General features: G+C 72.5%; 25 protein-coding genes. 12 read left to right on the top strand and 13 right to left on the bottom strand.

Features of this window, described 5'->3' with window-relative positions:
* The first annotated feature begins 69 nt into the window (after positions 1-69).
* The 4 genes from FVE25_RS15560 to FVE25_RS15575 all read left to right on the top strand — a co-directional run bounded on the left by FVE25_RS15560 (position 70) and on the right by FVE25_RS15575 (position 3,675).
* Positions 70-978, top strand: a complete 909-nt coding sequence (locus FVE25_RS15560) for an ABC transporter ATP-binding protein (protein WP_157247587.1) — start codon at positions 70-72, stop codon at positions 976-978.
* Positions 975-1,742 (top strand): ABC transporter permease, encoded by a 768-nt coding sequence (locus FVE25_RS15565; RefSeq protein WP_157247589.1) that lies wholly within the window; start codon positions 975-977, stop codon positions 1,740-1,742. Before FVE25_RS15560 ends, FVE25_RS15565 begins: the two co-directional genes overlap by 4 nt.
* 82 nt (positions 1,743-1,824) lie before the next feature.
* Entirely contained in the window at positions 1,825-2,757 is a 933-nt protein-coding gene (locus tag FVE25_RS15570) for an EamA family transporter (RefSeq protein ID WP_157247590.1), read from the top strand.
* Between the two features lie 93 nt (positions 2,758-2,850).
* Entirely contained in the window at positions 2,851-3,675 is an 825-nt protein-coding gene (locus FVE25_RS15575) for a class I SAM-dependent methyltransferase (RefSeq protein ID WP_157247592.1), read from the top strand.
* Between the two features lie 3 nt (positions 3,676-3,678).
* Here FVE25_RS15575 and FVE25_RS15580 read toward each other — a convergent pair whose 3' ends face one another.
* From FVE25_RS15580 to FVE25_RS15625, 10 genes are all read right to left on the bottom strand, one after another.
* Positions 3,679-4,353, bottom strand: coding sequence for a GntR family transcriptional regulator (locus FVE25_RS15580; protein ID WP_157247595.1), 675 nt, complete (start codon positions 4,351-4,353; stop codon positions 3,679-3,681).
* A 53-nt stretch (positions 4,354-4,406) separates the two neighbouring features.
* A complete protein-coding gene (locus tag FVE25_RS15585; protein WP_157247597.1) occupies positions 4,407-5,333 on the bottom strand; it encodes an ornithine cyclodeaminase family protein in 927 nt (308 codons plus the stop codon).
* Positions 5,334-5,374: 41 nt separating this feature from the next.
* Positions 5,375-6,022, bottom strand: coding sequence for a response regulator (locus tag FVE25_RS15590; protein ID WP_157247598.1), 648 nt, complete (start codon positions 6,020-6,022; stop codon positions 5,375-5,377).
* A complete protein-coding gene (locus FVE25_RS15595; protein WP_157247600.1) occupies positions 6,019-7,314 on the bottom strand; it encodes a sensor histidine kinase in 1,296 nt (431 codons plus the stop codon). Before FVE25_RS15595 ends, FVE25_RS15590 begins: the two co-directional genes overlap by 4 nt.
* A 54-nt stretch (positions 7,315-7,368) precedes the next feature.
* Complete coding sequence (locus tag FVE25_RS15600; RefSeq protein ID WP_157247602.1) at positions 7,369-8,334, bottom strand: proline racemase family protein; 966 nt, start codon at positions 8,332-8,334, stop codon at positions 7,369-7,371.
* Positions 8,331-9,332, bottom strand: coding sequence for a proline racemase family protein (locus FVE25_RS15605; RefSeq protein ID WP_157247604.1), 1,002 nt, complete (start codon positions 9,330-9,332; stop codon positions 8,331-8,333). The genes FVE25_RS15600 and FVE25_RS15605 overlap by 4 nt, the downstream gene beginning before the upstream one ends.
* Positions 9,333-9,473: 141 nt before the next feature.
* Positions 9,474-10,367 carry a dihydrodipicolinate synthase family protein gene (locus tag FVE25_RS15610; RefSeq protein WP_219825506.1) on the bottom strand — a complete coding sequence of 298 codons (894 nt, stop codon included), beginning with the start codon at positions 10,365-10,367 and terminating at the stop codon, positions 9,474-9,476.
* On the bottom strand, positions 10,367-11,686 hold the full coding sequence (locus FVE25_RS15615; protein WP_246267050.1) for an FAD/NAD(P)-dependent oxidoreductase: 1,320 nt from the start codon (positions 11,684-11,686) through the stop codon (positions 10,367-10,369). The genes FVE25_RS15610 and FVE25_RS15615 overlap by 1 nt, the downstream gene beginning before the upstream one ends.
* On the bottom strand, positions 11,683-11,958 hold the full coding sequence (locus FVE25_RS15620; protein WP_157247606.1) for a (2Fe-2S)-binding protein: 276 nt from the start codon (positions 11,956-11,958) through the stop codon (positions 11,683-11,685). The genes FVE25_RS15615 and FVE25_RS15620 overlap by 4 nt, the downstream gene beginning before the upstream one ends.
* The gene (locus FVE25_RS15625) at positions 11,958-13,133 is read right to left on the bottom strand and encodes an NAD(P)/FAD-dependent oxidoreductase (protein ID WP_181019597.1); all 1,176 of its coding nucleotides are present in this window, start codon (positions 13,131-13,133) and stop codon (positions 11,958-11,960) included. The genes FVE25_RS15620 and FVE25_RS15625 overlap by 1 nt, the downstream gene beginning before the upstream one ends.
* Positions 13,134-13,244: 111 nt before the next feature.
* Between FVE25_RS15625 and FVE25_RS15630 the strand changes: the two genes are divergently transcribed.
* Complete coding sequence (locus FVE25_RS15630) at positions 13,245-14,231, top strand: COX15/CtaA family protein (protein ID WP_246267052.1); 987 nt, start codon at positions 13,245-13,247, stop codon at positions 14,229-14,231.
* 41 nt (positions 14,232-14,272) lie between these two features.
* Positions 14,273-14,998, top strand: a complete 726-nt coding sequence (locus tag FVE25_RS15635) for a SanA/YdcF family protein (protein ID WP_246267054.1) — start codon at positions 14,273-14,275, stop codon at positions 14,996-14,998.
* On the opposite strand, the gene FVE25_RS15640 is transcribed toward FVE25_RS15635, so the two are convergent.
* Together FVE25_RS15640 and FVE25_RS15645 are read right to left on the bottom strand one after the other, a co-directional pair.
* Positions 14,989-16,119 carry a PrsW family intramembrane metalloprotease gene (locus FVE25_RS15640; RefSeq protein ID WP_157247609.1) on the bottom strand — a complete coding sequence of 377 codons (1,131 nt, stop codon included), beginning with the start codon at positions 16,117-16,119 and terminating at the stop codon, positions 14,989-14,991. The two genes, FVE25_RS15635 and FVE25_RS15640, sit on opposite strands and share 10 nt — an antisense overlap.
* Positions 16,120-16,165: 46 nt before the next feature.
* Entirely contained in the window at positions 16,166-17,110 is a 945-nt protein-coding gene (locus FVE25_RS15645) for a heme o synthase (protein WP_157247610.1), read from the bottom strand.
* Between the two features lie 212 nt (positions 17,111-17,322).
* On the opposite strand from FVE25_RS15645, the gene tkt reads away from it, so the two are divergent.
* The 6 genes from tkt to pgl are packed head-to-tail and all read left to right on the top strand — an operon-like array spanning position 17,323 to position 25,481.
* Entirely contained in the window at positions 17,323-19,464 is a 2,142-nt protein-coding gene (gene tkt / locus FVE25_RS15650) for a transketolase (RefSeq protein ID WP_157247611.1), read from the top strand.
* Between the two features lies 1 nt (position 19,465).
* A complete protein-coding gene (gene tal / locus FVE25_RS15655; protein ID WP_157247612.1) occupies positions 19,466-20,560 on the top strand; it encodes a transaldolase in 1,095 nt (364 codons plus the stop codon).
* Positions 20,560-22,170: a glucose-6-phosphate isomerase gene (locus FVE25_RS15660; protein ID WP_157247613.1), complete on the top strand. Its 1,611-nt coding sequence runs from the start codon at positions 20,560-20,562 to the stop codon at positions 22,168-22,170. Before tal ends, FVE25_RS15660 begins: the two co-directional genes overlap by 1 nt.
* 1 nt (position 22,171) lies before the next feature.
* Complete coding sequence (gene zwf, locus FVE25_RS15665; RefSeq protein WP_181019598.1) at positions 22,172-23,773, top strand: glucose-6-phosphate dehydrogenase; 1,602 nt, start codon at positions 22,172-22,174, stop codon at positions 23,771-23,773.
* Complete coding sequence (locus FVE25_RS15670) at positions 23,770-24,681, top strand: glucose-6-phosphate dehydrogenase assembly protein OpcA (protein WP_181019599.1); 912 nt, start codon at positions 23,770-23,772, stop codon at positions 24,679-24,681. The genes zwf and FVE25_RS15670 overlap by 4 nt, the downstream gene beginning before the upstream one ends.
* Before the next feature lie 26 nt (positions 24,682-24,707).
* On the top strand, positions 24,708-25,481 hold the full coding sequence (gene pgl, locus FVE25_RS15675; protein ID WP_157247614.1) for a 6-phosphogluconolactonase: 774 nt from the start codon (positions 24,708-24,710) through the stop codon (positions 25,479-25,481).
* Here pgl and FVE25_RS15680 read toward each other — a convergent pair.
* Positions 25,422-25,946 (bottom strand): hypothetical protein, encoded by a 525-nt coding sequence (locus FVE25_RS15680; protein WP_157247615.1) that lies wholly within the window; start codon positions 25,944-25,946, stop codon positions 25,422-25,424. The two genes, pgl and FVE25_RS15680, sit on opposite strands and share 60 nt — an antisense overlap.
* Positions 25,947-25,990: the final 44 nt, after the last annotated feature.

The following is a 25,990-nucleotide window of genomic DNA, read 5'->3' on the forward strand; positions in this document are numbered from 1 at the left end:
TCCGCAAGCCTTTACGCCCAGGCAGGTCCGCAGCCCGGACCACCCATGGCAGTCCCTAGACTCTTGGCCATGGATTCCCCAGCCGTCGAACTCATCGATCTGGTCAAGCGCTACGGCGCCACGACCGCGATCGACGGCCTCACGCTCTCGGCGGCGCGCGGCGCGGTCACCGCGATCCTCGGGCCCAACGGCGCGGGGAAAACCTCCACGATCGAGATCTGCGAGGGTTTCCGGCGCGCCGACGCCGGCACCGTGCGCGTGCTCGGCGCCGACCCCCGCGACCAGGGCCTGCGTCACCGCGTCGGCGTCATGCTCCAGTCGGGCGGCGTCCCGCCTGCGACGCGCTGCGGCGAGTGGCTGCGCCTGGTCTCCCGCTTCTACGCCCATCCCCTCGACGCCCAGGCCCTCCTGGTACGGCTCGGCCTGGCCGACCACGTCCGCACCCCCTACCGCAGGCTCTCCGGCGGCCAGCAGCAGCGCCTGTCCCTGGCCGCGGCGGTCATCGGCCGCCCCGAGCTGGTCTTCCTCGACGAGCCCACCGCCGGGCTCGACCCGCAGGCCAGGCACGCCTGCTGGGAGCTGGTCGGCGACCTGCGCGCCGCCGGGGTCAGCGTGGTCCTGACGACCCACCACATGGACGAGGCCGAGCGCCTGTCCGACCACGTCGTCATCATCGACCGCGGCCAGGTCGTGGCCGAGGGCAGCCCCGCCTCCCTGACCGGCGCCGAGCGCCAGCTCCGCTTCCGCGCCCGCCCCGGCCTCGCCCTGGAGGAGCTGCTCAACGCGCTGCCCGCCGGGAGCGCCGCCAAGGAGTCACCCGCCGGCCACTACATCATCGAGGGCCAGGTCGGGCCCGAGCTGCTGGCCACCGTGACCGCGTGGTGCGCGGCCGAGGGCGTCACCGCGGACGACCTGCGCATCGAACGGCGCACGCTGGAGGACGTCTTCCTCGAACTGACGGGACGCGAACTGCGATGACCACCCTTGACCTCACCCCCTCCCCCGGGGCCGCGCCGCTGCCCAGGATGGTGCTGGCCCAGGCGGGCGCCGAGGTACGGGCCATCCTGCGCAACGGCGAGCAGCTGCTGCTGACGCTGATCATCCCCGTGCTGCTCCTGGCCGGGTTCTCGCTGGCGCCGCTGATCGACATCGGGGGCGGGCGCCGGGTCGACTTCCTCGCCCCCGGCGTGCTGGCCCTGGCCGTGATGTCCACGGCCTTCACCGGGCAGGCCATCGCGACCGGCTTCGAGCGCCGCTACGGCGTGCTGAAGCGGCTGGGCGCCACGCCGTTGTCGCGGGCCGGGCTCATGCTCGCCAAGACGCTGGCCGTACTGGCGGTGGAGGCGCTGCAGGCGGTGGTCATCGTGGCGGTCGCGCTGGCGCTGGGCTGGCGGCCGCACGGCTCCTTCGCCGCCGCGGCGCTGCTCGTGCTGCTGGGCACGGCCGCCTTCAGCGGGCTCGGCCTGCTCATGGCCGGGATCCTGCGGGCCGAGGCCACGCTCGCGGCGGCCAACCTGGTCTACCTCGTGCTGCTCGGGGCCGGCGGGGTGGTCTTCCCCCTGTCGAAGTTCCCCGAGGGGGTGCGCTCGGTGCTGGAGCTGCTGCCCATCTCGGCGCTGGCCGGCGGGCTGCGCGCGGTGCTGCGCGACGGCGCCGCCCTGCCGCTGGGCGCGCTGGCGGTCCTGCTGATCTGGGCCGCGGCGACCCTGGGACTGGCTTCACGCACGTTCCGCTGGGAGTGAGCCGGCGGTGGGGGCGACCCCCTGTCCCGGGAAGTGTCGGCCGGTCTGAGTAGTCTCTGACGACCGACCCTGAGGAGACCCCGTGACCGCCTTCGCCCTTGACGATCCCTTCAATCGTGACAAAGGCCGGCTGCCCGGCCCCGCCGGGTTGCTGCGGGCCGCCGCCGACTCGATCCCGCCCTCCGGGCTCGTGTTGCTGGGCATCCTTTCCGTGCAGATCGGCGCGGGTTTCGCCAAGGACCTGTTCCACGTGCTGCCGCCGAGCGCGATGGTGTTCCTGCGCATCGCCGCGGCCGCGCTGATCATCGCCACCTTCGCGCGGCCGCGGCTGCGCGGCATGACCATGCGTGACTGGGCGGTGGGCGTCGGCTTCGGCGCCATTTTGGCGATCATGAATCTGACCTTCTACGAGGCGCTGGCCAGGCTGCCCATGGGGATCGCGGTGGCCATCGAGTTCCTCGGCCCGCTGGGCGTCGCCGTGGCCGCCTCCCGCAGGCGGCTCGACCTGGTGTGGGTGCTGCTGGCCGGGGGCGGGGTGGCCCTCATGGCGCCGTGGGGGCAGTCGGCCTCGGTGAGCTGGGTCGGCATCGCCTTCGCCCTGGTGGCCGGGGTGTGCTGGGCGGGCTACATCCTGCTGGCCGCCGCCGCGGGCCGGCGCTTCTCCGGGACGACCGGGTTGTCGTTCGCGATGATGGTCGCGGTGATCCTCATCGCCCCCGTCGGCGTCACCACCGGCGGGGCCGACCTGCTCCAGCCGGAGCTGCTGCTGATTGGGCTCGGGGTGGGCCTGCTGTCGTCGGTCATCCCGTACTCCCTGGAGCTGCAGGCGCTGCGGCGCATGCCCAAGCACGTGTTCGGCATCCTGATGAGCCTGGAGCCGGCCGTGGCCGCCGTGATCGGCCTGGCCATCCTGGGCGAGATCCTGAATGTCCGGGAATGGGCGGCGATCATCTGCATCGTGGCCGCCAGCCTGGGCGCGACCCGGACGCAGAAAAAGGGGGAAACACCGGGTTGATGCCCTGCAGGGGTGAATCTCCTGATGGTCTTTCGCACCCTAAGCAGCGAACATGGCTTTGAGTCATTATCTGAGCGCGGAGGGCGACAGGAGATGAACGAAGGCGTGCGTCCGGACCCGGTCAAGCTCTCCAGCGACTGGATGGCCGTCCTGCGAGCCAGGGAACACTCCCAGCCCGACGCCTACCTCAGCGACCCCTGCGCCGCCGCCTTCGTCACCCCCGCCGCCGAGACGGGGGTCGACACCCTGGGCCCCGGCGCGCTCCCCTCCGCCGTCGTGCCGATCCGGGCGCGCCTCGGCGACCTCACGCTGCTGTCCTCGGGCGTACGGCAGGCCGTCAGCCTCGGCTCCGGCACCGACTGCCGCGCCTACCGGCTGCCGCTGGAGCCCGGCGTGGTCTACTACGAGATCGATCTGCCCGGGCAGCTGACGGGCAAGGCGGAGCGGCTGGCCGCCGCCGGGTTCGCGCCCCGGTGCGGGGTGCGCGTGGTCGAGGCGGACCTGCGCAGGGACTGGGCGCCCCAGCTGGTGACGGCCGGGTTCTCCCCCGCCGAGCCGGCCCACTGGATCGCCGAGGGTCTGCTCTCCTACCTGAGCGCGGAGCGGATCCAGACGCTGCTGGCCGCGGTCAGCTCGCTGGCGGCACCCGGATCGTGGCTGACCTTCGACATCCCGCACGAGCGGTTCCTGCGGGACCCGGTCTTCGAGCCGTTCCTGCGGGAGATGGGCCGGCGCGGCGTGCCGTACGTGGGCGCGCTGGCCGATCCGGCCGAGACGCTGGCCGGGTTCGGGTGGAGCGCGTCGGCGGTGCTCCACCGCGAACTGGCCACGGGCGGCTGCCGGTGGCTGCCCCCGCTGCCCGAGCGCCTGCGCACGCCGCCCGCCGACGTGTGGCTGGTACGCGCCCACCGCCCCTGAGATCTATTCGGGGCGGTCCGCCCAGATCCCGCGCACGTGCTGGATGTGGGCGGACATGATCCGCTCGGTGGCGGCGGAGTCGCCCGCGGCGAGCGCGTCCAGCAGAGCCAGGTGCTCGCGCCCGGAATCGGGGAGCTTGCCGCGTTCGAACAGTTGCTGCAGGCCGTACAGGCGGGCCCGGCTGCGGAGGTCGCGGACGACCTCCACCAGGTGCGCGTTGCCCGACAGCTTCAGCAGCTCCACGTGAAAGCGCAGGTCGGCGTCGACGTAGGCGAGCAGGTCACCGCGTTCTGCCGCGGAGACGATCTCCTGCGCGATCGGCCGGAGCCCCTCGAACTCCGCCGCGCGGGAGGCGTCGGCCAGCCGGGTCACCGTCGGGACCTCGATCAGCTGCCGGATCTCGGTGAGCTCGTCCAGATCCCGGTCCGACAGCTCCGTCACCCGGAAGCCCTTGTTGCGCACCGCCTCGACCAGGCCCTCCTTGGCCAGGTCGAGCATCGCCTCGCGCACGGGGGTCGCCGACACCCCGAACTGGGCGGCCAGGACCGGGGCGGAGTACACCACGCCCGGCCGCATCTCACCCGTGACGAGCGCGGCCCGCAGCGCGTGCGCGACCTGCTCGCGCAGGCTCTGCCGCTCCCCCACCATGGGCAGGTCGAGCCGATCCTCCGCAGCCATCGCGCGCATCCCTTTCCTTGCGTCCACACGTCCTCGCCTCGTAGGCGGCTTCCTTACGTCCACGCCTCGTAGGCGGCCGCCGCCACCACGAGGTCCTCCCACGCCATGCCGGTGCTCTTGAACAGCCGGGGCCCGGGACCCGCGGCGACGCGGCCGGTGATCAGCTCGGCGAGGTTTCCGGCGAGGTGACCAGTCGTGATCGTACCGTGGCGGATCGGGACGATCACATCTCCCGCCTCCACCAGGGCGCTCGCCCTCGACTCCACGACCACGGCCGAGCGCGCCACGAGGTCGTCGTCCACCTCGCGGACGTCGGGTTCGTGGGAGCCGACGGCGATGACGAGGGCGCCGTCGCGGGCGAGCTTACCGGGGAACAACGGCTCGCGGGCAGTGGTGCAGCAGGCCACGATGCCGGCCTCGGCCACGGCCTCCGGCCCTTCACCGACTCCTGCGCTCAGCCCGAGGGCGGCGCACCGGCCGGCCAGCGCCTCGGCGCGTCCGCGGTCGCGGGCGATCACGGTGACCCGCTCCAGCGGCCGGACCTCGCGCAGCGCCAGCACGTGCCCCCACGCCTGCGGCCCCGAGCCGAACACCACCAGCGACGCGGCGTCCTCGGGCGCCAGGTGGGCGGCGGCCAGCGCGGAGACGGCCGGGGTGCGCAGGTTGGTCAGGGCGATGCCGTCCATGGCGGCCAGCGGGGTGAGGGTGTCGCCGTCGAACAGCAGGTACGTGCCCTGGATGCGGGGCAGGCCGCGGTCCGGGTTGCCGGGCGCGATCGTGACCGCCTTCACTCCTGCATAGGCGCGGGTGGCGGCGGGCATCAGCAGCAGTTGGCCGCCGGGCAGGCCGATCGCCGGTCGCTGGGGTGTCTCCTCGGGGTCCAGGCCGTCCCGCAGCGCCTGTTCCAGGAGGTGTACGGCCCGCCGTACCGGGACCAGGCGGTCGAGGGCTTCCGCGTCGATGTAGGGCAGCGCGTTCATGGGGCAAGCATCCTGGTCACGGGCCCGCCCGGGGAAGGGGTTCAGGGATCGAGCAGGCGTTGCCCCCAGGCCCAGGCGGCGATCTCGGTCCGGTTGCGCACGCCGAGCTTGCCCTGGATGCCCGAGACGTAGCCCTTGACCGTGCTCAGGGAGATGTACAGCTCACCGGCGATCTCCTGGTTGGTCCGCCCTCGGGCGATGGCCCGGGTGATCTCGTTCTCCCGGGGCGACAGGCGGGAGGCGGGCACGCGGCCGGGCCGTACGACGTCGCGCAGGCGAGCCAGCAGACGGGGCGCGACGGACGGCGACAGGAGGGCCTGCCCGGCGTGGGCGGCCCGCACCGCCTCGACGAGCAGGGCGGGACCGGCGTCCTTGAGCACGTACCCCTTGGCGCCGGCGCGGAGCGCGCCGTCCACGTACTCGTCCAGGCCGAACGCGGTCACGGCGACCACCCGGAGCGGGTCCTCGACGCCGGGACCGGCCAGCGCCCGCGTGACCTCCACGCCGTCGGCGCCGGGCATCCGGATGTCGAGCAGGCACACGTCCGGGCGCAGGCGCCTGGCCAGGCGGATCGCCTCGTGGCCGTCGGCGGCCTCGGCGATCACGGTCAGGTCGGGGGCGTCGCCGAGGATGACCCGCAGGCTGGCGCGGACCAGCTCCTGGTCGTCGGCGACCATGATCGTGATCATGGTGTCGCCCGCAGCGGGAGGGTGGCGCGGACGGCCCAGCCGCGCCCTTCGCGCGGGGCGGCGTGCAGGTGACCGCCCAGGGCGTGGAGGCGTTCGCGCATGCCGATCAGGCCGTACCCGGAGCGGTGGCCGGGACGTCGCCGGGCGGGCGGGCCGTCGTCGGTGACCTCGACGGTCAGCGTGTCCCGGGTACGGCGGACGCCGACGGTGACCAGTCGGGCCCTCGGCGCGTGGCGGGCGATGTTGGTCAGCGACTCCTGGACCGTCCGGTAGACGGTGGCGGCCACCTCGGGCGGCCAGTCGGGCGCCTCGGGCAGATCCCAGCGCACCTCGGGGCCGGGCAGACGGGCGGCCAGGGCTTTCAGTTCCTCCACCGTGAGTACGGCCGACAACCCCTGACCCGGCACCCCCTCACCCCGCGGCCCCTCGCCCAGCAGCCCCTCGCCCGAGAACCCCTCACCCGGCAGCCCCTCGCCCGGCAGCCCCTGACCCCGGTGCCCATCCCCCAGGTTCCGGAGGAGGCCGACCAGGCGTCGTGTGGCGGCCATCGCCTCGGCCCCGGACGCCTCGATCCCGGCCAGCGTGCCCTCCAGGTGTTCCGGCCGCTTGCGGGCCAGGACCCGGGCGGCCTGCGACTGGAGCACGATGCCGGTGACGTGGTGGGCCACCACGTCGTGCAGTTCCCTGGCCACCTGGCGGCGCACCTCGGCACGGACCCGCCCGGCCGCCGCCCGCCGCCGGGCCGCGAGCACCCGTGGCGTCAGCCCGGCGGCCAGGGCGCAGGTCCAGGTGGCGGCGGCGAGAGTGGTCGCCGGGGCGGGAAGGGACGGCGCCGCCGTCCCGTAGGGCAGCAGGGTGGCCAGGACGACCACCAGCCCGGCCACCGCCACGACGCGAGCCTGCGCCGCCGGAAGCGTCCTGACCGCGGAGGCGACCAGCACACCCAGCGCCAGAGCCATGGCCGGCCCGGGTTCTGACGGCAGCTCCGCCAGCCGCGACACCACCACGGCCGCAACGGCCACCAGACACCCGGCCACCGCCGCCACACCCTGCCCCCGAAGCCTCCCGACTCCACCACCGAGCCAGGCGGCGGCCCGCGCCCACAGCCGGTGCTCCCACAGCCGGTGCTCCCACAGCCGGTGCTCGCGGGAAACGGCGGCCGCGCAGACGAGCCAGCCCGCCACCAGGTCGAACGCCCAGTAGCCGCCGCCCCAGCTGCCGCCGATCCGGTCGGCCCAGAAGGCCAGCACGACGGCGAACACCACGGCCAGCCCGGCATTCAGTACACGCACCCGGCCAGGCTAGAAGCCCGCCCCGGCCCGGTTGTACCGGCCGAAAGTACGGTCTTACCGGAGCACGAAGCCCGTGCCCAGGGGGTCGTCCGGGTCGAGGTCGAAGGTGTGGCGGCCGGTACGGTAGGCCATGCCGTCGATCTCCGGGATGATGCCGTGCTCGGTGTGCCCGGCGACGCGGGCGGTGAAGCGGGTGCCGATCACGCTGTCGTGGGTCAGCCGGACGGCGTGGCCGTACTCCTCGGCCAGGAGGGCGAGGCGGGCGGCGGTGCCGGAGCCGCAGGGCGAGCGGTCCACCTCGCCGTCGGCGAAGACGGTGACGTTGCGCTGGTGCAGGTCGGCGCCGGAGGCGGACAGTTCGTCGTGGAAGATGACGCCGTAGATGCCGGACAGGCGGTCGTCGCCCGGGTGGCGGGCGGCCGGGTGGCCGGCCAGGGCCGCCTTGATGCGGCGGGCGTGGGCGATGAGCGCGGGCAGGTCGTCCGGGGTGACGGACAGGCCGACGGCGGAGGCGGGCAGGCTGGCGTAGATGGCGCCGCCGTAGGACACGTCGGCCTTCACCCCGCCCGCCTCGACGGCGCGGGCGAGCACGTAGGAGGGCACGTTGCGGAAGGTGACGTTGACCACCTTCCCCCCAGAACACCGCACACGCGCCCTCACCCGCCCGGACGGGGCGTCGACCACCACATCGGTCTCTCCGTCCGGATCGGCCTTCACCAGTCCCTCCTGGACGGCGTGAACGCCCAGGGCGATGGTCCCGTGGCCGCAGGCGGTCGAATAGCCGTCCTTGTGCCAGAACAGGACACCCAGGTCCGCCCCCGGGCCGTCCGCCGGAACCAGGAAGCATCCGTACATGTCGGCATGACCGCGCGGCTCATGGCACAACAGGCGGCGCACGTGATCGACGACGCCCGCGTTCTCCCGGCGGTCGAGGACGCTCGTGCCGGGAATGTCGGGGACGCCGCCGGTGACGATCCGGAACGGCTCGCCGCCGGTGTGGTAGTCGATCGTGGTGATCACAGTTCGAAGCCTTCGGGGAAGGGATCGCGGGGGTCGAGGAAGTACTGGGCGGTCCCGGTGATCCAGGCGCGGCCGGTGATCGACGGCAGGACGGCCGTGCGCCCGCCGGCCGTCGTCTCGCCCAGGAGGCGGCCGATGAAGTGGGTGCCGATGAACGACTCGTTGCGGAAGTCGGCGCCGAGGGCCAGTTCGCCGCGGGCGTGCAACTGGGCCATGCGGGCGCTGGTGCCGGTGCCGCACGGAGAGCGGTCGAACCAGCCGGGGTGGATGGCCATGGCGTGCCGGGAATGCCGGGCGGTGGAGCCGGGCGCGGTGAAGTAGACGTGGTGGCAGCCGCGGATCCGGGAGTCCTCCGGATGAACGGGCTCGCCGGCCTCGTTGATCGCGCGCATGGTGGCCAGCCCGGCGGCGATGATCTCGTTCTTGGCGGCGCGGTCGAAGGGCAGCTTGTAGTCGTCCAGCTCGACGATGGCATAGAAGTTGCCGCCGTAGGCCAGGTCATACCGGATGCTCCCGAACCCGGGCACCTCAACGGCGGCGTCCAGCCGGTCGCTGAAGGAGGCCACGTTCCGCAGCGTGACCGACTCGGCCACGCCGTCCGAGACCGCGACGTCCACCGTGACCAGCCCGGCCGGCACCTCCAGCCGGATCGTGGTCACCGGCTCGGTCACCTCCACCATGCCGGTCTCCACCAGCACGGTCGCCACCCCGATGGTCCCGTGCCCGCACATGGGCAGCAGCCCGGAAACCTCGATGAACAGCACACCCCAGTCGGCGTCGGCCCGCGTGGGCGGCTGCAGGATCGCCCCACTCATGGCCGAATGCCCACGCGGCTCCCGCATCAGCAGATGCCGAAAACGGTCAAGATGATCACGAAAATAAACCCGCCGCTCACCCATGGTCGCGCCCGGGATAACCCCGAAGCCACCGGTGATCACCCTGGTGGGCATCCCTTCGGTATGGGAGTCGACAGCGTGAAAAACCCGCGTAGTCCTCATGCAGCCCCTTAGAAAGAACCACTTACCCGGTGAAAGCCACCCGTGACGGCGGGAACCACGTCCGACGTGAGAAGCGACCCCCCCGACCTGCGCCGGCGCACGTCGATGGGTGGCGTAAGGACGGCCCGCCGTAAAGAAAACCTACCTAATCCCCTCGGCGAGGGCTTTCTCGGTGGCGGAGCGGACGGCGGCGGCTTGTTCCTCGGTGAGCGGCGCGCGCGGCTGGCGGCAGGGGCCGCCGCGGCGTCCCACCACGTCCATGGACAGCTTGATGGCCTGCACGAACTCGACCTTGGAGTCCCAGCGCAGCAACGGGTGGAGCGTGCGGTACAGCGGCAGGGCCGTCTCGAGGTCCCCGGCGAGCGCGGCCCGGTAGAGGGCGACGTTGGCGGCGGGCAGCGAGTTCGGGAAGCCCGCGATCCAGCCGACGGCGCCGGCGATGCCCAGCTCGAGCAGCACGTCGTCGGAGCCGACCAGCAGGTCCAGGCCGGGGGCCAGCTCGGCGAGCTCGTAGGCGCGGCGGGGGTCGCCGGTGAACTCCTTGACCGCGACGATCAGCCCCTCGGCGTGCAGCTTGGCCAGCAGCGCCGGGGTGAGGTCGACCTTCGTGTCGTAGGGGTTGTTGTAGGCCACGACGGGCAGCCCCGCGGCGGCCACCTGGCGATAGTGCTCGATCACGGTGCTCTCGCCGGCGCGGTAGGTGTTGGGCGGCAGCGCCAGCACCGAGCCGCAGCCGAGGTCGCGGGCGTGTTCGGCCCAGCGGCGCGACTCGGCCGCGCCGTACGCGCCCACTCCGGCCATGACGCGCTCGCCGCCGATCGCGGCGACGGCGGTCTCGACGACCTTGGCGCGCTCTTCGGGGGTGAGCGTCTGGTACTCGCCGAGCGAGCCGTTGGGCACCACGCCGTCACAGCCGCCGGCGACCAGCCAGCGGCAGTGCTCGGCGAAGCCGTCGTAGTCCACGGTCAGGTCGTCGTGCAGGGGAAGCGCGGTGGCCACCATGACGCCGTGCCAGGGTTGTGTGCGAGTTGTCATCAGCGTTCCTTCTGTGGGGGCTCCGCTAGGGCGCCAAGGGTGATCGGCTGGGCGATGGGGCGTCGTGGGGGCTGCTGGGTCTCGCCCGCCAGGCAGGACAGCGCGAAACCGCACATGCGGCCCTGGCACCAGCCCATGCCGGGCCGGGCCAGCAGCTTGATCGAACGGGCGTCGGTGGCGCCGAGCTCCCGGGCCTCGCGCACGCGGGCCAGGGGCACCTCCTCGCAGCGGCACACGAGGGTGTCCTCGGTCAGCCAGGACTGCCAGCCCGCCTTCACCGGGTAGGCGGCCTGCAGCGCGGCGGCGAAGGCCCGCAGCCGGGCGCGCCTGCGCAGCAGCCCGGGGACCTCACGGGCGCCCGCGACGGCCAGCCCGGCGATCCTGCCCTCGATCTCGGCCAGCGTCCACCCGCCGACGCCGGTCGGCTCGCCGGCCGCCCACACGCCGGGGACGCTGGTGCGCTGCCGGGCGTCCACCTCGACGACCGGCGTGCCGTCGGCGTCGGCCCGGGTGCGGCAGCCGAGCTGAAGGGCCAGCTCGAGCTGCGGCACGAACCCGTAGCCCGTCGCGAGGGCGTCGCAGGCCACCTCCTCGGTGCCCAGAACGTTCCAGTCGCGATCGAGCCCGGCCACCGTGACGGCGCGCAGCTCGTCGTCGCCGTGCGCGGCGACGACCGCGTGGTTTCTCCGGTACGGCACGCGGTGCGCGGCCAGCGCGAGGGCGTATCCGGCGGCCTCCCCGGCCTTGCCGAGGGCCATGACCGGGTGCCGGGCCAGCCCGAGCCCGCCGGATGCCTCGAACAGCCCCACCACGTGCGCGCCCGCCCTGGCCAGGCCGGCCGCGACCGGCAGCAGGAACGGCCCGGTCCCGGCGACGGCCACCCGCTTGCCGGCCAGCACGTTCTCGCCCTTGAGCAGCGCCTGGGCGCCTCCGGCGGTGAGCACGCCGGGCAGGGTCCAGCCGGGGAAGGGCAGGGGGCGGTCGTGCGCGCCGGTGGCGATGAGGACGTTGCGGGCCCGCACCTCCTGGCGGCCCGCTCGGGTGTGCGTGTGGACCACGAGGCCGTCGTCCTCCCGGGCCAGCGCCCACACCTGGTGGCCGAGCAGGACGTCGGCCCGCTGGAGCAGGGCGTGGGCCTGGCGGGCGAAGCGGGGTTCCGGGCTCGCGCCGTGGGCGTGGCGGAAGTACTGGCCGCCGAGGCGCGGGCCGCTGTCCAGGAGGACCACCCGCCGCCCGGCGAGGGCGGCGGTCAGCGCCCCGGCCACACCGGCGGGGCCGCCGCCGACCACGGCCAGGTCGTGGGTCAGGTCGCCGCTCACGAGGTGCTCACCTCGTCACCGGGGCGGGCCTCGAGGCGGCAGGCGCGTTCGGCCGGTCGGCCGTTGACCACGATGAGACAGTCGAAGCAGACGCCGATGCCGCAGAACAGGCCGCGCGGCCGGCCGCCGAAGCGGGTGGTGCGCCAGGAGCGGATCCCGGCCGCGTGCAGCGCGGCGCCGACGGTCTGGCCCGCCGTGACGGGCACCGGGCGTCCGTCGACGAAGATCTCGAACACCCCATGCTCGGCGGCGGTGCTGTGGCCCGGTTCCATCAGCCGAGCTCCTCTCCGGTGAGGCTGGGGGTGGGCGTGGCGGTGGCGGCGAAGCGGTCCGGCCGGAAGGGGCGCAGGTCCAGCCCGGCGTGCTGCCCGGACAGGCGCTGGGCCAGCAGGTACCCGGTGGCGGGGGCCAGGCCGATGCCCGCGCCCTCGTGGCCGCACGCGTGGTAGAGCCCCGGGACCCGGGGATCCTCGCCGATGACCGGCAGGTGGTCGGGGCAGTAGGGGCGGAATCCGCAGTAGGAGCGGATGGCCCGCACCTCGCGCAGCGCCGGGAACAACGCCACGGCCTGGGCGGCGAGCCTCGACAGCACGGGCACGGAGGTGGTCCGGTCGAAGCCGACGCGCTCGCGGCTGGCGCCGATGAGGACGGGCCCCGCGGGGGTGCCCTCGACGACGGCGGAGGTCTCGAGTCCTTCGGAGTCGCTGGCGACGTTGGTGACGTAGGCCGCCGTGTACACCTTGTGCCGGATCAGCGGCGACGGCAGCGGTTCGGTGACGAGGATGAAGCCGCGCCTGGGCAGGACGGGCAGGTGGACGCCGGCCAGCGCGGCGATCTCGCCGCCCCAGGTGCCGGCGGCGTTGACGACGGCGCCGCCGAGGATGTCGCCGTGGGAGGTGCGCACGCCGGTGACGCGTCCGCCGGCGCGCAGCAGGCCGTGGACGGTGACGCCGGTGCGCAGGTGGAGGGTGCCGTGGCCGTAGGAGTCGGCGCCGATCCTGAGCAGGCGGGCGGCGGCGAGCATGGGCTGGACCTGGGCGTCCTGGGGGTAGTGGACGCCGCCGGCCAGCCCGGGCGCCAGGTGCGGCTCGTAGCCGCCCAGCGCCTCGCCGGGTACCGCCGTGTGCTCCACGCCCTGCTTGGCGGCCAGATCGGTGAGCTGCCGCAGGACGTCGGCGGTCTCGGCGACGACGAGCCCGCCCTTGGCCTCGAACTCGAAGCCGCCGTGGGCGGCGAGGTCGCGCCAGAGGCGGTTGGACAGCAGCGCCAGGTCCAGTTCGGGTCCCGGCTCCTTGTCGGAGACCAGGATGTTGCCCTCGCCGGCACCGGTGGTGCCGCCGGCCACGGGGCCGCGATCGACGACGGTCACGTCCAGCCCGGCACGCGCCGCGTAGTAGGCGCAGGCGGCGCCGACCACTCCGGCGCCGATGACGATCACGTCGGACATCGGCCTCCCTTCAGTAATATGTCACACTACACTCAACCATATGGGTCACGCCAGAAGGGCACGCGGCATCCGGTGACGGGACCGGCCTACAGCGCCCCTACCATCGATGACGTGAAGCTAACCGACCACAGGAACCCGATCGTCAGGGGCCTGCTCTCCTTCTGGGCGCCCACCCCGGCCTCCATGCGCGGCTGGGCCCTGGCCTCGGTCGTGGTCAACGCCGGCATCACGGTCACCGGCGCCACCGTGCGGGTGACGAAGTCGGGTCTCGGCTGCCCCACCTGGCCCACGTGCACCAGCGACAGCTACATCCCGATCGCCCATCCCGAGATCTCGCCCCTGCACATGACCGTGGAGTTCGGCAACCGGCTGCTCACGTTCCTGGTGCTGGCCGTCGGCTTCGCCTGCGTGGTGGCGGCGATGCGGCTGGCGCCCCGCCGCCCCGGCCTCCTGCGCCTGGCCTGGCTGCAGCCGGTCGGCATCGTCGTGCAGGCGCTGTGGGGCGGGCTGGTGGTCCAGAGCGCGCTGCATCCGGTGACCGTCGGCATGCACTACATCTTCTCGGTCGGCCTGATGGCGGCCTGCTGGATGCTCTACGCCCGCGCGGGCGAGGGCGACGGACCGGTCCAGCGCCTGGTCCACCGCGACATCAGGCGCCTGGCCCAGGCTCTGGTCGCCGCCGTCCTGGCGCTGCTGGTGGCGGGCGTGCTGGTCAGCGGCACCGGGCCGCACTCCGGTGACGACATCGCCTCCCGCTTCGACTTCAACATCGAGACGGTGGCCAGGATCCACGCCGACATCGCCTACGTGGTGGTCGGCCTGACCTTCGCGCTGCTGCTCGCCCTGCACGTCACCGACGCGGCCCGGTCCGCGCGCCGGGCCGCGCTGGGGCTGCTGGGCATCGTGCTGCTGCAGGGCGCCATCGGCTACACCCAGTACTTCCTGGCCGTGCCCGCCTTCCTCGTGGGCCTGCACGTGCTGGGCTCGACCCTGGTCTGGATCTTCGCCTTGCGCGCCGCGACCGCCACCCGCACGCGCGGCCCCGCAGGCGTCCTCCCCTCCCCCGCGCGGGAGCCCGCCACAGCCGACCGGGTATGACACGATAAGTCCGCCACTCCCCCACCACCGAAAGGTCCCCCTTGTCGGTAAGAACGGGAAATAGCCGGAAGCTCCAGAGGCGGCTCTTCCAGGCGCTCGTGCTGACCAGCGTGCTCGCCCTGGCCCCCATGACCTGGGCCTGGCTCGACAGCTCCCCCCACCGCGCCGTGGCCGGCACCGGCGGCTGGCTGGCGCGGGTGCCGGACTCCCAGGCCGCGCTCGTGCTCGGCGCCGGTCTGTACGGCGGGCGGCCCTCCCCCATGCTCGCCCGGCGCCTGGACCTCGCCGCCGAGCTCTACCGGGCCGGCAAGGTCAAGGCGCTCCTGCTGTCCGGCGACAACGGCAGCAAGGACTACGACGAGCCCACGGCCATGCACGACTACCTCGCGGCCAAAGGCGTGCCGCACGAGGTGATGGTGCTGGACTACGCCGGATTCGACACCTGGGACTCCTGCGTCCGGGCCCGCCAGGTCTTCGGCGCCGAACGCCTGACGGTCGTCACCCAGGTCTTCCACCTGCCCAGGGCCGTGACGCTGTGCCGTACCGCCGGTCTGGAGACCTTCGGGGTGGGCGACGACTCCACGAAGCAGTGGGCCGCCGCCACCTACACCTACGCCACCAGGGAACTCCTGGCCACCGCCAAGGCGTTCGCCGACTCCGTCGTCCTGCGCTCGCCGCCCGTCTTCCCCGGCCCCAGGGAGACCTCCCTGGAGACGATCCTGGCGGGCGGGCGCCCCGGCTCAGGCGGGCACGGCGGTCACCGCTGAGGCACGGGGAAACCGGCGCGGGCGGCGCTCATGCACTCCAGCAGCGCCCGCTGCTCCTCGTGGAAGGTGTGCTCGTCCACCACGCGGCGGGCGGCGCGGTCGTGCAGCAGCCCCAGCTCCGTCGCGGCCAGCTGGTAGTCGCTCATCGCCCGCAGCCCCCGCTTGCCCCCGTGGGCGCTGGCCCACTGGCGGGCCCGGCGGCGGCGCGACAACGCCGACAGCATGTGGATGTCGTGGGCGTCCACCAGCCGGGTCGGCTCGTAGGGCGGCAGGTAGCGCTGGATGAGGGCGACGATGCGGCGGCGGTCCTTGATGACGACGCCGATGAGCACCAGCAGGACGAGCAGCAGGATCAGGTAGGCGATCAGCAGGCCGCCGAAGCCGCCGTAGGAGGCCATGCCGTTCCACAGCCCGTGCAGCACCATGGCGCCGATCCAGCCGACCAGGATGTAGCCGACGCGGACCGTGCCGCTGCGCTGGGCGGCGTAGGCCACCGCGATGCCGATCATCGAGGTGAACAGCGGGTGCGCGAACGGCGACAGGATGCCGCGCAGCACCACCGTCACCGCCAGCCCTTCGACGCCGCGCTCGGTGAGGGCGGAGACATAGTAGCTCACGTTCTCGCTCATGGCGAAGCCGAGCCCCACCATGCTGGCGTAGATGATGCCGTCGGTGGGGCCGTCGAGCTCGGCCCGGCGGAAGCGCAGGAGGCCGAGCAGGACCAGGCCCTTCATCGTCTCCTCGACGACCGGCGCGCCGAAGGTCGCGGCGATGTTGCGCGCGTTGTCGGGCGACAGGTTGGCCGCGTCGACGATGTAGTGCAGGTTGAGCGAGTTGACCACGCCCGCGACCAGGACGGCGACGCCCGCGCCCCAGGCGAAGGCGAAGATCAGGTTGCTGCGCGGCTCGGGCTCCATCCGGTCCAGGGCGAGGACCGCGGCCAGCAGCACGGGCACCGGGGCCAGGGCGAGCAGGAGCGCGACCAGGAAGTCCACCGGAGCGCCGTTGATCACGTCGAAGGAGAGCGAGACGAGCGCGCAGATACCGGTGACAACCAGACCGATGATCAACGCGAAGGACGGCCGGTCCTTGAACACCCAGCGTGGATCACGGGACGCCATACGGTGACTGTAACGGAAAGCGATCGTGGTGTCCCGCCGCACGCCGTCAGGCGAGCAGGGGGTCGATCGCGACGGCCAGGAACAACAGCGCCAGGTAGGCGTTGGACCAGTGGAAGAAGCGCATCGGGCGCAGATCGACGCCGGTCTTGCCGGCGTTGAGCCTGGCCAGCATGCGGTGGATCTCCCACAGGCACACGACGCCGAGCACGATCGCCACCACCGGGTAGAGCAGGGTGGTGCCGGCCACCGGCCACAGCAGCAGCGAGCAGAGCACGGTCAGCCACGTGTAGACGATGGAGTGCACCAGCACGCGGCGCTCGGTGGCGACCACGGGCAGCATGGGCACCCCGGCGGCGGCGTAGTCCTCCTTGTAGCGCATGGCGAGGGTCCAGGTGTGCGGCGGCGTCCAGAAGAACACCACGCCGAAGAGCACCAGCGGCGTCCACTCCAGGCCGCCGGTGATGCCCGACCAGCCGATGACGACCGGCATGCACCCGGCCAGCCCGCCCCAGACGATGTTCTGCGAGGTGCGCCGCTTGAGGAACATCGAGTAGACGAAGACGTAGAACAGGATCGCCGAGAGGTTGAGCGCCGCCGCCACGAGGTTGGCCGTGAGCCACATGCCAAGGACGGACAAAACTCCGAGCACGATTCCGAAGATCAGTGCGTTGCGCGGTGTCACCTGGTGACGGGCGAGCGGGCGCTTGCGGGTGCGCCGCATCTTCACGTCGATGTCGCGGTCGATGTAGCAGTTGAGCGCGTTGGCGCTGCCGGCCGACAGCGTGCCGAACAACATGACCCCGAGGGCCGTCCACAGCGGCGGAAGGCCGCCTGCCGCGAGGAACATCACCGGCAGGGTCGTGATCAGAAGCAACTCGATGACCCGCGGCTTGGTCAGCGCCACGTACGCCTTGACCACGGCGCCGAGGGAGCGCCGCGGCGCGGGCTGGGGGGCCGGGGCCGTCGTCTGCCTGTTCGTCAGCACCGTCAAGGCGCTTCCAGCACGTGCGGAGTCAACGCGTAACCTCTGATTAGAGCGGATCCGTGATTTGGACGCCGTGGCGTCTCTGCGAACAAACAAACTGTAGTCGCAGGGTCGGCCGGTCCGGCCAATGGGGGGCGTGGCCCGCTCCCGGACACGCTCGGGGCGGGAAGGGAATCGATCTTGACCACCGCTCCGTTAGGGTCCGGTGTGGGCGGGAAATGCCAACCGGCACCACCTATGACAACGAGATTCCGGAGATCGAGCAGTTGAGCACCTTTGAATGGACCGACCTCGACAAGCAGGCGGTCGACGTCGTCCGAGCACTGGCAATGGACGCGGTGGAGAAGGCCGGCTCCGGCCACCCCGGCACGGCGATGAGCCTGGCTCCGGCCGCCTACCTGCTCTTCCAGCGCACGATGCGGCACGACCCGACCGACGCGAGCTGGGCGGGCCGCGACCGTTTCGTCCTCTCCTGTGGCCACTCCAGCCTGACGCTCTACATCCAGCTGTACCTGTCGGGCTACGGGCTCAGCCTCGGTGACATCGAGAGCCTGCGCACCTGGGACAGCCTCACTCCCGGCCACCCCGAGCACGGGCACACCGTCGGCGTGGAGACCACGACCGGCCCGCTGGGCCAGGGGCTCGGCAACGCGGTCGGCATGGCGATGGCCGCCCGCCGCGAGCGCGGCCTGTTCGACCCGCACGCCGAGCCGGGCGCCAGCCCGTTCGACCACCACATCTGGTGCTTCGCCTCCGAGGGGGACATCGAGGAGGGCATCAGCCACGAGGTCAGCGCGATCGCCGGCCACCAGAAGCTCGGCAACCTGACCGTGGTCTTCGACTCCAACCACATCTCGATCGAGGACGACACGCAGATCGCGCTGTCGGAGGACATCCTCAAGCGCTACGAGGCGTACGGCTGGCACGTGCAGAAGGTCGACTGGACCAAGACCGGTGACTACGTCGAGGACGTCGCGGCCCTGAACGCCGCCCTGGAGGCCGCGCGCGCCGAGACCGGCAAGCCGTCCTTCATCATGCTGCGCACGATCATCGGCTGGCCCGCGCCGAACAAGAAGAACACCGGCAAGATCCACGGCTCCGCCCTGGGCGCCGACGAGGTCGCCGCCGCGAAGAAGGTCCTGGGCCTGGACCCGGCGAAGTCCTTCGACGTCCCGGCCGAGGTGCTGGCGCACGCCCGCCTGGTGGCCGAGCGCGGCCGTGAGGCGCACGCCGAGTGGGAGAAGTCCTTCGCCGAGTGGCGCCTGGCCAACCCCGAGCGCGCGGCCGAGTTCGACCGCATCTCCGCCCGCGAGCTGCCCGCCGACTGGACCAGCGCGCTGCCGGAGTTCGAGCCCGGTGCCTCGGTCGCCACCCGCAAGGCCTCCGGCGAGTTCCTCAACTCCGTCTCCCGCGTGCTTCCCGAGCTGTGGGGCGGCTCGGCCGACCTGGCCGAGTCCAACAACACCACGATGAAGGGCGAGCCGTCCTTCATCCCGGAGGAGTACCAGACCAAGGAGTTCCCCGGTAACCGCTACGGCCGCACGCTGCACTTCGGCATCCGCGAGCACGGCATGGGCGCGATCCTCAACGGCATCGCCCTGCACGGCGGCACCCGGCCCTACGGCGGCACGTTCCTGGTCTTCTCCGACTACATGCGGCCGGCCGTACGGCTGGCGGCGCTGATGAAGCTGCCGGTCACCTACGTCTGGACGCACGACTCGATCGGCCTGGGCGAGGACGGCCCGACCCACCAGCCCGTCGAGCACCTGTGGGCGCTGCGCGCGATCCCGGGCCTGGACGTGGTGCGCCCGGCCGACGCCAACGAGACGGTCCACGCCTGGCGGGCGGTGCTGGAGCACACCGACCGCCCGGCCGCGCTGGCGCTGACCCGGCAGAATCTGCCGGTCTACGAGGGCACCAGCGCCGAGGGCGTCAAGCGCGGCGGGTACGTGCTGCGGGAGGCGTCCGGCGGGCAGCCGCAGGTGATCCTCATCGCCACCGGCTCCGAGGTGGAGCTGGCCGTGGGCGGCCGTGACCTGCTGGAGGCCCAGGGCATCGCGACCCGGGTGGTGTCGATGCCGTGTGTCGAGTGGTTCCACGGGCAGGACTCCGCTTACCGGCAGAGCGTGCTGCCTCCGGCCGTGAAGGCCCGTGTCGCGGTCGAGGCGGGAATCGGGCTCGGCTGGCGCGAGTTTGTGGGTGAGGCGGGCGAGACGGTCAGCCTTGAGCACTTCGGGGCCTCGGCACCCTACAAGACGCTGTACGAGCAGTTCGGCCTGACGGCCGAGCGGGTGGCGGCGGCGGCCAAGGCCAGCCTCGCCAAGCTCGGTCATGACAAGGGCGAGACGACGGGAAACTGAGATGAGCAGCGAGAACCTGAACAAGCTGTCCGGCCAGGGCGTGTCCATCTGGCTGGACGACATCAGCCGCGAGCGGCTGCGCTCGGGCAACCTGGAGCAGCTGATCCGCGAGAAGAACGTGGTCGGCGTCACCTCCAACCCGACCATCTTCGCCGGCGCGCTGAGCAAGGGCGACGCCTACGACAGCCAGATGCACGACCTGAAGATCCGCGGCGTGGACGTGGGCGAGGCGGTGCGCGCGATCACCACCTACGACATCCGCTGGGCCGCCGACGTGCTGCGCCCGGTCTTCGACGCCACCGGCGGGGTGGACGGCAGGGTGTCGCTGGAGGTGGACCCGCGCCTGGCCCGCGAGACGGAGAAGACGGTCGCCGAGGCCCGCGCGCTGTGGTGGGCGGTGGACCGGCCCAACCTGTTCATCAAGATCCCGGCGACCCTGGAGGGCCTGCCGGCGATCACGCAGGCGATCTCCGAGGGCATCAGCGTCAACGTCACGCTGATCTTCTCGCTGGAGCGCTACCGCGCGGTGATGGACGCCTGGCTGACCGGTCTGGAGGCCGCGCAGGCCAAGGGCCTGAACCTGGCCGGCATCGAGTCGGTGGCCTCGTTCTTCGTCAGCCGCGTGGACACCGAGATCGACAAGCGCCTGGACGCGGCCGGCAAGCCGGAGCTCAAGGGCAAGGCGGGCGTGGCGAACGCGCGCCTGGCCTACGCCGCCTTCGAGGAGGTCATGAACTCCGAGCGCTGGCAGCGCCTGCGCGCCGCGGGCGCCCGCGCGCAGCGTCCGCTGTGGGCCTCGACCGGGGTGAAGAACCCCGAGTACCGCGACACGATGTACGTCGACGACCTGGTCGCGCCGGGCACGGTCAACACCATGCCGGAGAAGACGCTGGACGCGGCGGCCGGCCACGGCGTCGTCAGCGGCGACACCATCCGCCCCTTCTACGAGCAGGCGTGGAACACCATGGCCGCGCTCAAGGACGCCGGCGTCGACTACGACGACGTCGTGCGGGTGCTGGAGGACGAGGGCGTGGACAAGTTCGAGGTCTCCTGGAACGAGCTGCTCGACAGCGTGGCCAAGAAACTGGCCGGATAGTGGAAGTCACGATCCGCGAGGAGGGGGCGGCGTTCGCCGCCTCCTCCGTCGCGGGGCGGCTCCTCGACGACGGGGTGCCGCAACGGCTGGCCGCCGGCGACCCCGCGCTGTGGGGCGAGGAGGCGACGGCCGAGGCGGCTGCCCGCCTCGGCTGGCTGACCCTGCCCCTGACCTCGCGCGAGCTGCTGCCGGAGATCGGCAAACTGGTCGAGTGGGCGCGGGCGCAGGGCCTGACCAACGTCGTGCTGGCCGGGATGGGCGGCTCGTCCCTCGCCGCCGAGGTCATCTGCGACACCTACGACGTCCCGCTGACGGTGCTCGACACCACCGACGCCCATCAGGTACGGCGGGCGCTGGCCGAAGGGCTGGACACGACGGTCCTGGTGGTGGCGAGCAAGAGCGGCGCGACCGTGGAGACCGACAGCCACCTCCGCATCTTCGAGGCGGCCTTCCGGGCGGCGGGCATCGACCCGGGCGACCGGATCGTGGCGGTGACCGACCCCGACTCGCCGCTGGAGCAGGCGGCGATCGACGCCGGGTACCAGCTCGTGCTGGCCCGCCCGGACGTCGGCGGCCGGTACTCCGCGCTGTCGGCCTTCGGCCTGGTGCCGAGCGCGCTGGCCGGGGTGGAGATCGAGAAGCTGCTGGAGCAGGCCGGCGAGGTAGCGCCGCTGCTGGCGCTGCCCGAGGGCAACCCGGGCCTGGAGCTCGGCGCGGTGCTCGGCGGGGCGGCGCTCAACGGGCGCGACAAGCTGATCCTGGAGGACCAGCTCTCGGAGATCAACGGCCTGCCGGACTGGATCGAGCAGCTGGTCGCCGAGTCGCTGGGCAAGGACGGCCGCGGCGTGCTGCCGGTCGTCGGCGCCGACCCGAACGGCGTCAGCGACGAGCTGGTCGTGGGCATCGGCTCCGACAACGGCGACGTGCGCGTGGACGGGCGGCTCGGGGCGCAGTTCCTGGTGTGGGAGTACGCGACCGCGGTGGCCGGGAGGCTGCTGGAGGTCAACCCGTTCGACCAGCCGGACGTGGCCGGGGCCAAGCGCAACACCGCCGCGCTGCTGGAGGCGCCCGCTCCCGCGCAGAGCCCGGCCTTCACCGACGGGCCCGTCGAGGTCTACGGCCAGACGAGCGCCCGTGACCTGCCCGGGCTGCTGAACGAACTGCTGAACGCGGTGCCCGGCGACGGGTACCTGGCCGTGCTGGCCTATCTCGACCGGCTGGCCGCCTTCGACGCCCCGGTGCGCGAGGGCGCCGACTTCGAGGAGATGACCGACGCCTGGATGGCGGCGGACGCGGCCACGCTGCGCGCGCTGCTGGCGCTGCGCACCGACCGGCCGGTGACCTTCGGCTGGGGGCCGCGCTACCTGCACTCCACCGGGCAGTACCACAAGGGCGGGCCGGACAACGGCGTCTTTCTGCAGATCACCGGCGTGGTGACCGACGACGTCCCGGTGCCCGGCCGCCCGTTCACGCTGGGTGCGTTGCAGCATGCCCAGGCGTTGGGCGACCTTGAGGCGCTGGCGGGCCTGGGGCGGCCCGCCGTACGCCTGCATTTGACCGACCGCGTGACGGGAGTCGCGCATTTGCTCGCAGCCGCACAGGAGGCTTGAGATGACAGACCCGGCAGCGCCCGCGGAGGAGGCCGTCACCGTGGCGGCGGCCGTTGCGGGCACGGCCACCACCCTTGAGGTGGCGGCCGCCAATCCGCTGCGCGATCCGCGCGACAAGCGGCTGCCCAGGGTGGCGGGACCGTGTGTGATGGTGTTGTTCGGCGTGACGGGCGACCTGGCCAAGCGCAAGCTGTTGCCGGCCATCTACGACCTGGGGAACCGGGGGCTGCTGCCGCCGGGGTTCTCGCTGGTCGGGTTCGCCCGCCGCGACTGGAAGGACCAGGACTTCGCCCAGCTGACGCATGACTCGGTGAAGGCCAACGCCAGGACGCCGTTCCGTGAGGAAGTGTGGAAGCAGCTGGCCGAGGGGATCCACTTCGTACCCGGCGAGTTCTCCGACGACGGGGCGTTCGACGCGCTGGCGATGGCGTTGAAGGAGATCGACCAGACGCGGGGCACGGGCGGCAACTACGCCTTCTATCTGTCGGTGCCGCCGAAGTTCTTCCCCGCGGTGGTCAAGCAGCTCAAGCGGACCGGGCTGGCCGACGCGCCGGAGGGTTCGTGGCGGCGGGTGGTGATCGAGAAGCCGTTCGGGCACGACCTGCAGAGCGCGCACGAGCTGAACGAGATCACCAACGAGGCATTCCCGGAGTCGTCGATCTTCCGGATCGACCACTACCTGGGCAAGGAGACCGTCCAGAACATCATGGCGCTGCGCTTCGCCAACAACCTGTACGAGCCGATCTGGAACCGCTCCTACGTCGACCACGTGCAGATCACCATGGCCGAGGACATCGGCCTGGCCGGGCGCGCGGGCTACTACGACGGCATCGGCGCGGCCCGTGACGTGATCCAGAACCACCTGCTGCAGTTGCTGGCGCTGGTGGCGATGGAGGATCCGACCTCCTTCGAGGCGTCCTCGCTGCGGCGGGAGAAGGAGAAGGTCCTCAAGGCGGTACGGCTGCCGCTCGACCTGAAGAACAACACCGCCCGCGGCAAGTACGCGGCGGGCTGGCAGGGCGGCGAGAAGGTCGTCGGCTACCTGGAGGAGGAGGGCATCCCGGCCGACTCCACGACCGAGACCTACGCGGCCATCAAGCTGGAGATCGCCAACCGGCGCTGGGCCGGCGTGCCGTTCTACCTGCGCACCGGCAAGCGCCTGGGGCGCCGGGTGACGGAGGTCGCCGTGGTCTTCCAGCGGGCGCCGCACCTGCCCTTCAGCAAGGACGACACCGAGATCCTGGGCCAGAACGCGCTGGTGGTCCGGGTGCAGCCGGACGAGGGCATCACGGTGCGCTTCGGCTCGAAGGTGCCGGGCACCGCCATGGAGGTGCGCGACGTGTCCATGGACTTCGCCTACGGCGAGTCGTTCATGGAGTCCTCCCCCGAGGCGTACGAGCGGCTGCTGCTGGACGTCATGATCGGCGACCCGCCGCTCTTCCCGCACCAGCGTGAGGTGGAGTTGTCGTGGAAGATCCTCGACCCGATCGAGGAGTTCTGGGCCACGCAGGGCCAGCCGGAGGACTACCCGGCCGGTTCCTGGGGCCCGCCGTCGGCCGATGAGATGATGGCCCGTGACGGCCGTGTGTGGAGAAGACTGTGACCACTTTCATGCTGACGGACACCACCGCCGGGAAGATCTCGGCGCAGCTGATGCGCCTGCGTCACCAGATGGGCGCGCCGGCGATCGGGATGGTGCTCACGCTGGTGGTGATCTGTGACGAGCGCGATCAGTACGACTCCCTGCGTGCGGCCACCGAGGCGGCCCGTGAGCACCCCTCGCGCATCCTCGTGGTCATCACCCGCGAGCCGGACGAGGCCAACCGGCTCGACGCCGAGCTGCGCATCGGGGAGTCCACGCCGGGCGAGGTGGTCGTCCTGCGGTTGTACGGCGAGCTGACCGAGCACGCCGACTCGGTGGTCAGCCCGCTGCTGCTGCCCGACACGCCGGTGGTGGCCTGGTGGCCGGGCAGGGCCCCGTCGGTCCCGGCCAAGGACCCGATCGGCCTGCTGGCCCAGCGCCGCATCACCGACGCCAAGGCCGCCCACGACGGCATCAAGGAGCTGGCGGTGCTGGCCAAGGGCTACACGCCGGGCGACACCGACCTGTCGTGGGCGCGGCTGACGCCGTGGCGCAGCCTGCTGGCCGCCGCCTTCGACCAGCCGGCGGGCAAGGTGAAGAAGGGGTTCGTGGAGGCCACGGCCGGGCATCCGAGCGCGCCGCTGCTGGCGGCGTGGCTGTCGGAGCGGCTGGGCGCCCCGGTGAAGGTGTCGGACTCGGCGGGCCCCGGCCTGACCGCGGTACGGCTGTCGCTGGGCGACGGCGAGTTGTCGGTGGTGCGCACCGACGCCCGCCTGGCCACGCTCGCGCGACCCGGCCAGCCCGACCGCAACGTGGCGCTGGCCAGGAGGACCACGGCCGAGCTGCTCGCCGAGGAGCTGCGCCGCCTGGACTCCGATGAGATCTACGAGGCCGCGGTCAAGCGGCTGGCGAAGTCCTACAAGGGCTGACGGCGGGGGATGCGACAATCGTGACCGTGAGTGTTCCCCATGTGGTCGTGCACCGAGATGCCGACGTTCTGGCCAAGGCGGTTGCCGCGCGGATCATCACGCGGCTGGTGGACGTGCAGTCGGCGAAAGGGCACGCCTCGATCGTGCTGACCGGCGGCACGGTCGGCATCGCCACCCTGGCCGCGATCGCCGAGACCCCCGCGCGGGACGCCGTCGACTGGCGGCGGCTGGACGTGTGGTGGGGTGACGAGCGGTTCCTGCCCGGCGGCGACCCCGAGCGCAACGAGACCGGCGCCCGCAAGGCCCTGCTCGACCACGTCGATCTCGATCCGGCGCGGGTGCACGTGATGCGCGGCCCCGACTCGGGGATGACCGCCGAGGAGTCGGCCGACGCCTACGCCGCCGAGTTGCGGGCCGCGGCGCGGCCGGAGGATCACGGGCCGGCGCCGACGTTCGACGTGATGCTGCTGGGCATGGGGCCCGACTCGCACGTGGCCTCGTTGTTCCCCGGCATGCCCGCGCTCTACGACACGCGCCCGGTGGTGGCGGTACACGGTGCGCCCAAGCCGCCGCCCACGCGCATCTCGCTCACTCTGCCGGCCATCCAGGGCTCGCGTGAGGTGTGGGTGGTGGCGGCCGGTGAGGAGAAGGCGGGGGCGGTGCGGCTGGCGTTGTCCGACTCCGGCCCCGTGCAGGTTCCGGCGGCGGGCGCCCGTGGGCGCAGCCGTACCCTCTTCCTGCTAGACCGGGCGTCGGCGGCCAAGATTCCGGCGGGCCTGGGCCGGATCGCCTCGCCGTGACAGGCGTCCCCACGGTTTGACGACGGCGAGCACGACGGCGAACAACAGCAGCGCGGGCGCCACGAAGATCGGGTAGAGCAGCTGCTCCGGCGGCTGGGCTGCGGTGTCACCCGCGGCCAGCCGCCGCCCGTAGTCGGCCGCGGTGTACAACCCGGGGCGTAGCGAGAAGTAGAGCAGGGCGGACATCAGCACGTTGACGGCGAGCTTGACCGCGACCCACCAGTAGCGGATCAGGCCGTACCCGGTGCCCAGGCCGAGCAGGATCCCGGTGGCCAGGGTGAGCAGGCTGGCGATCAGCATCGGCCAGACGCCGATCAGGTGGGCCGCCTGGTAGGCCACCGGGTTGCCGGTGCTGACCGCGGTCAGCACGAGCACGCCCAGCGCGAGGTCGATGCCGATCCACGCGCTCATGGCGACGATGTGGGCGATCAGGGCGATCTTTCGGGTTCTGGGGGCGAATCTCATGCCCTCAGGGTCCGGATTCGCCGGATGGGGCGCGTCCGGCGTGG

Origin of the sequence: Nonomuraea typhae (assembly GCF_009760925.1) — a bacterium.
Lineage (GTDB): Bacteria > Actinomycetota > Actinomycetes > Streptosporangiales > Streptosporangiaceae > Nonomuraea > Nonomuraea typhae.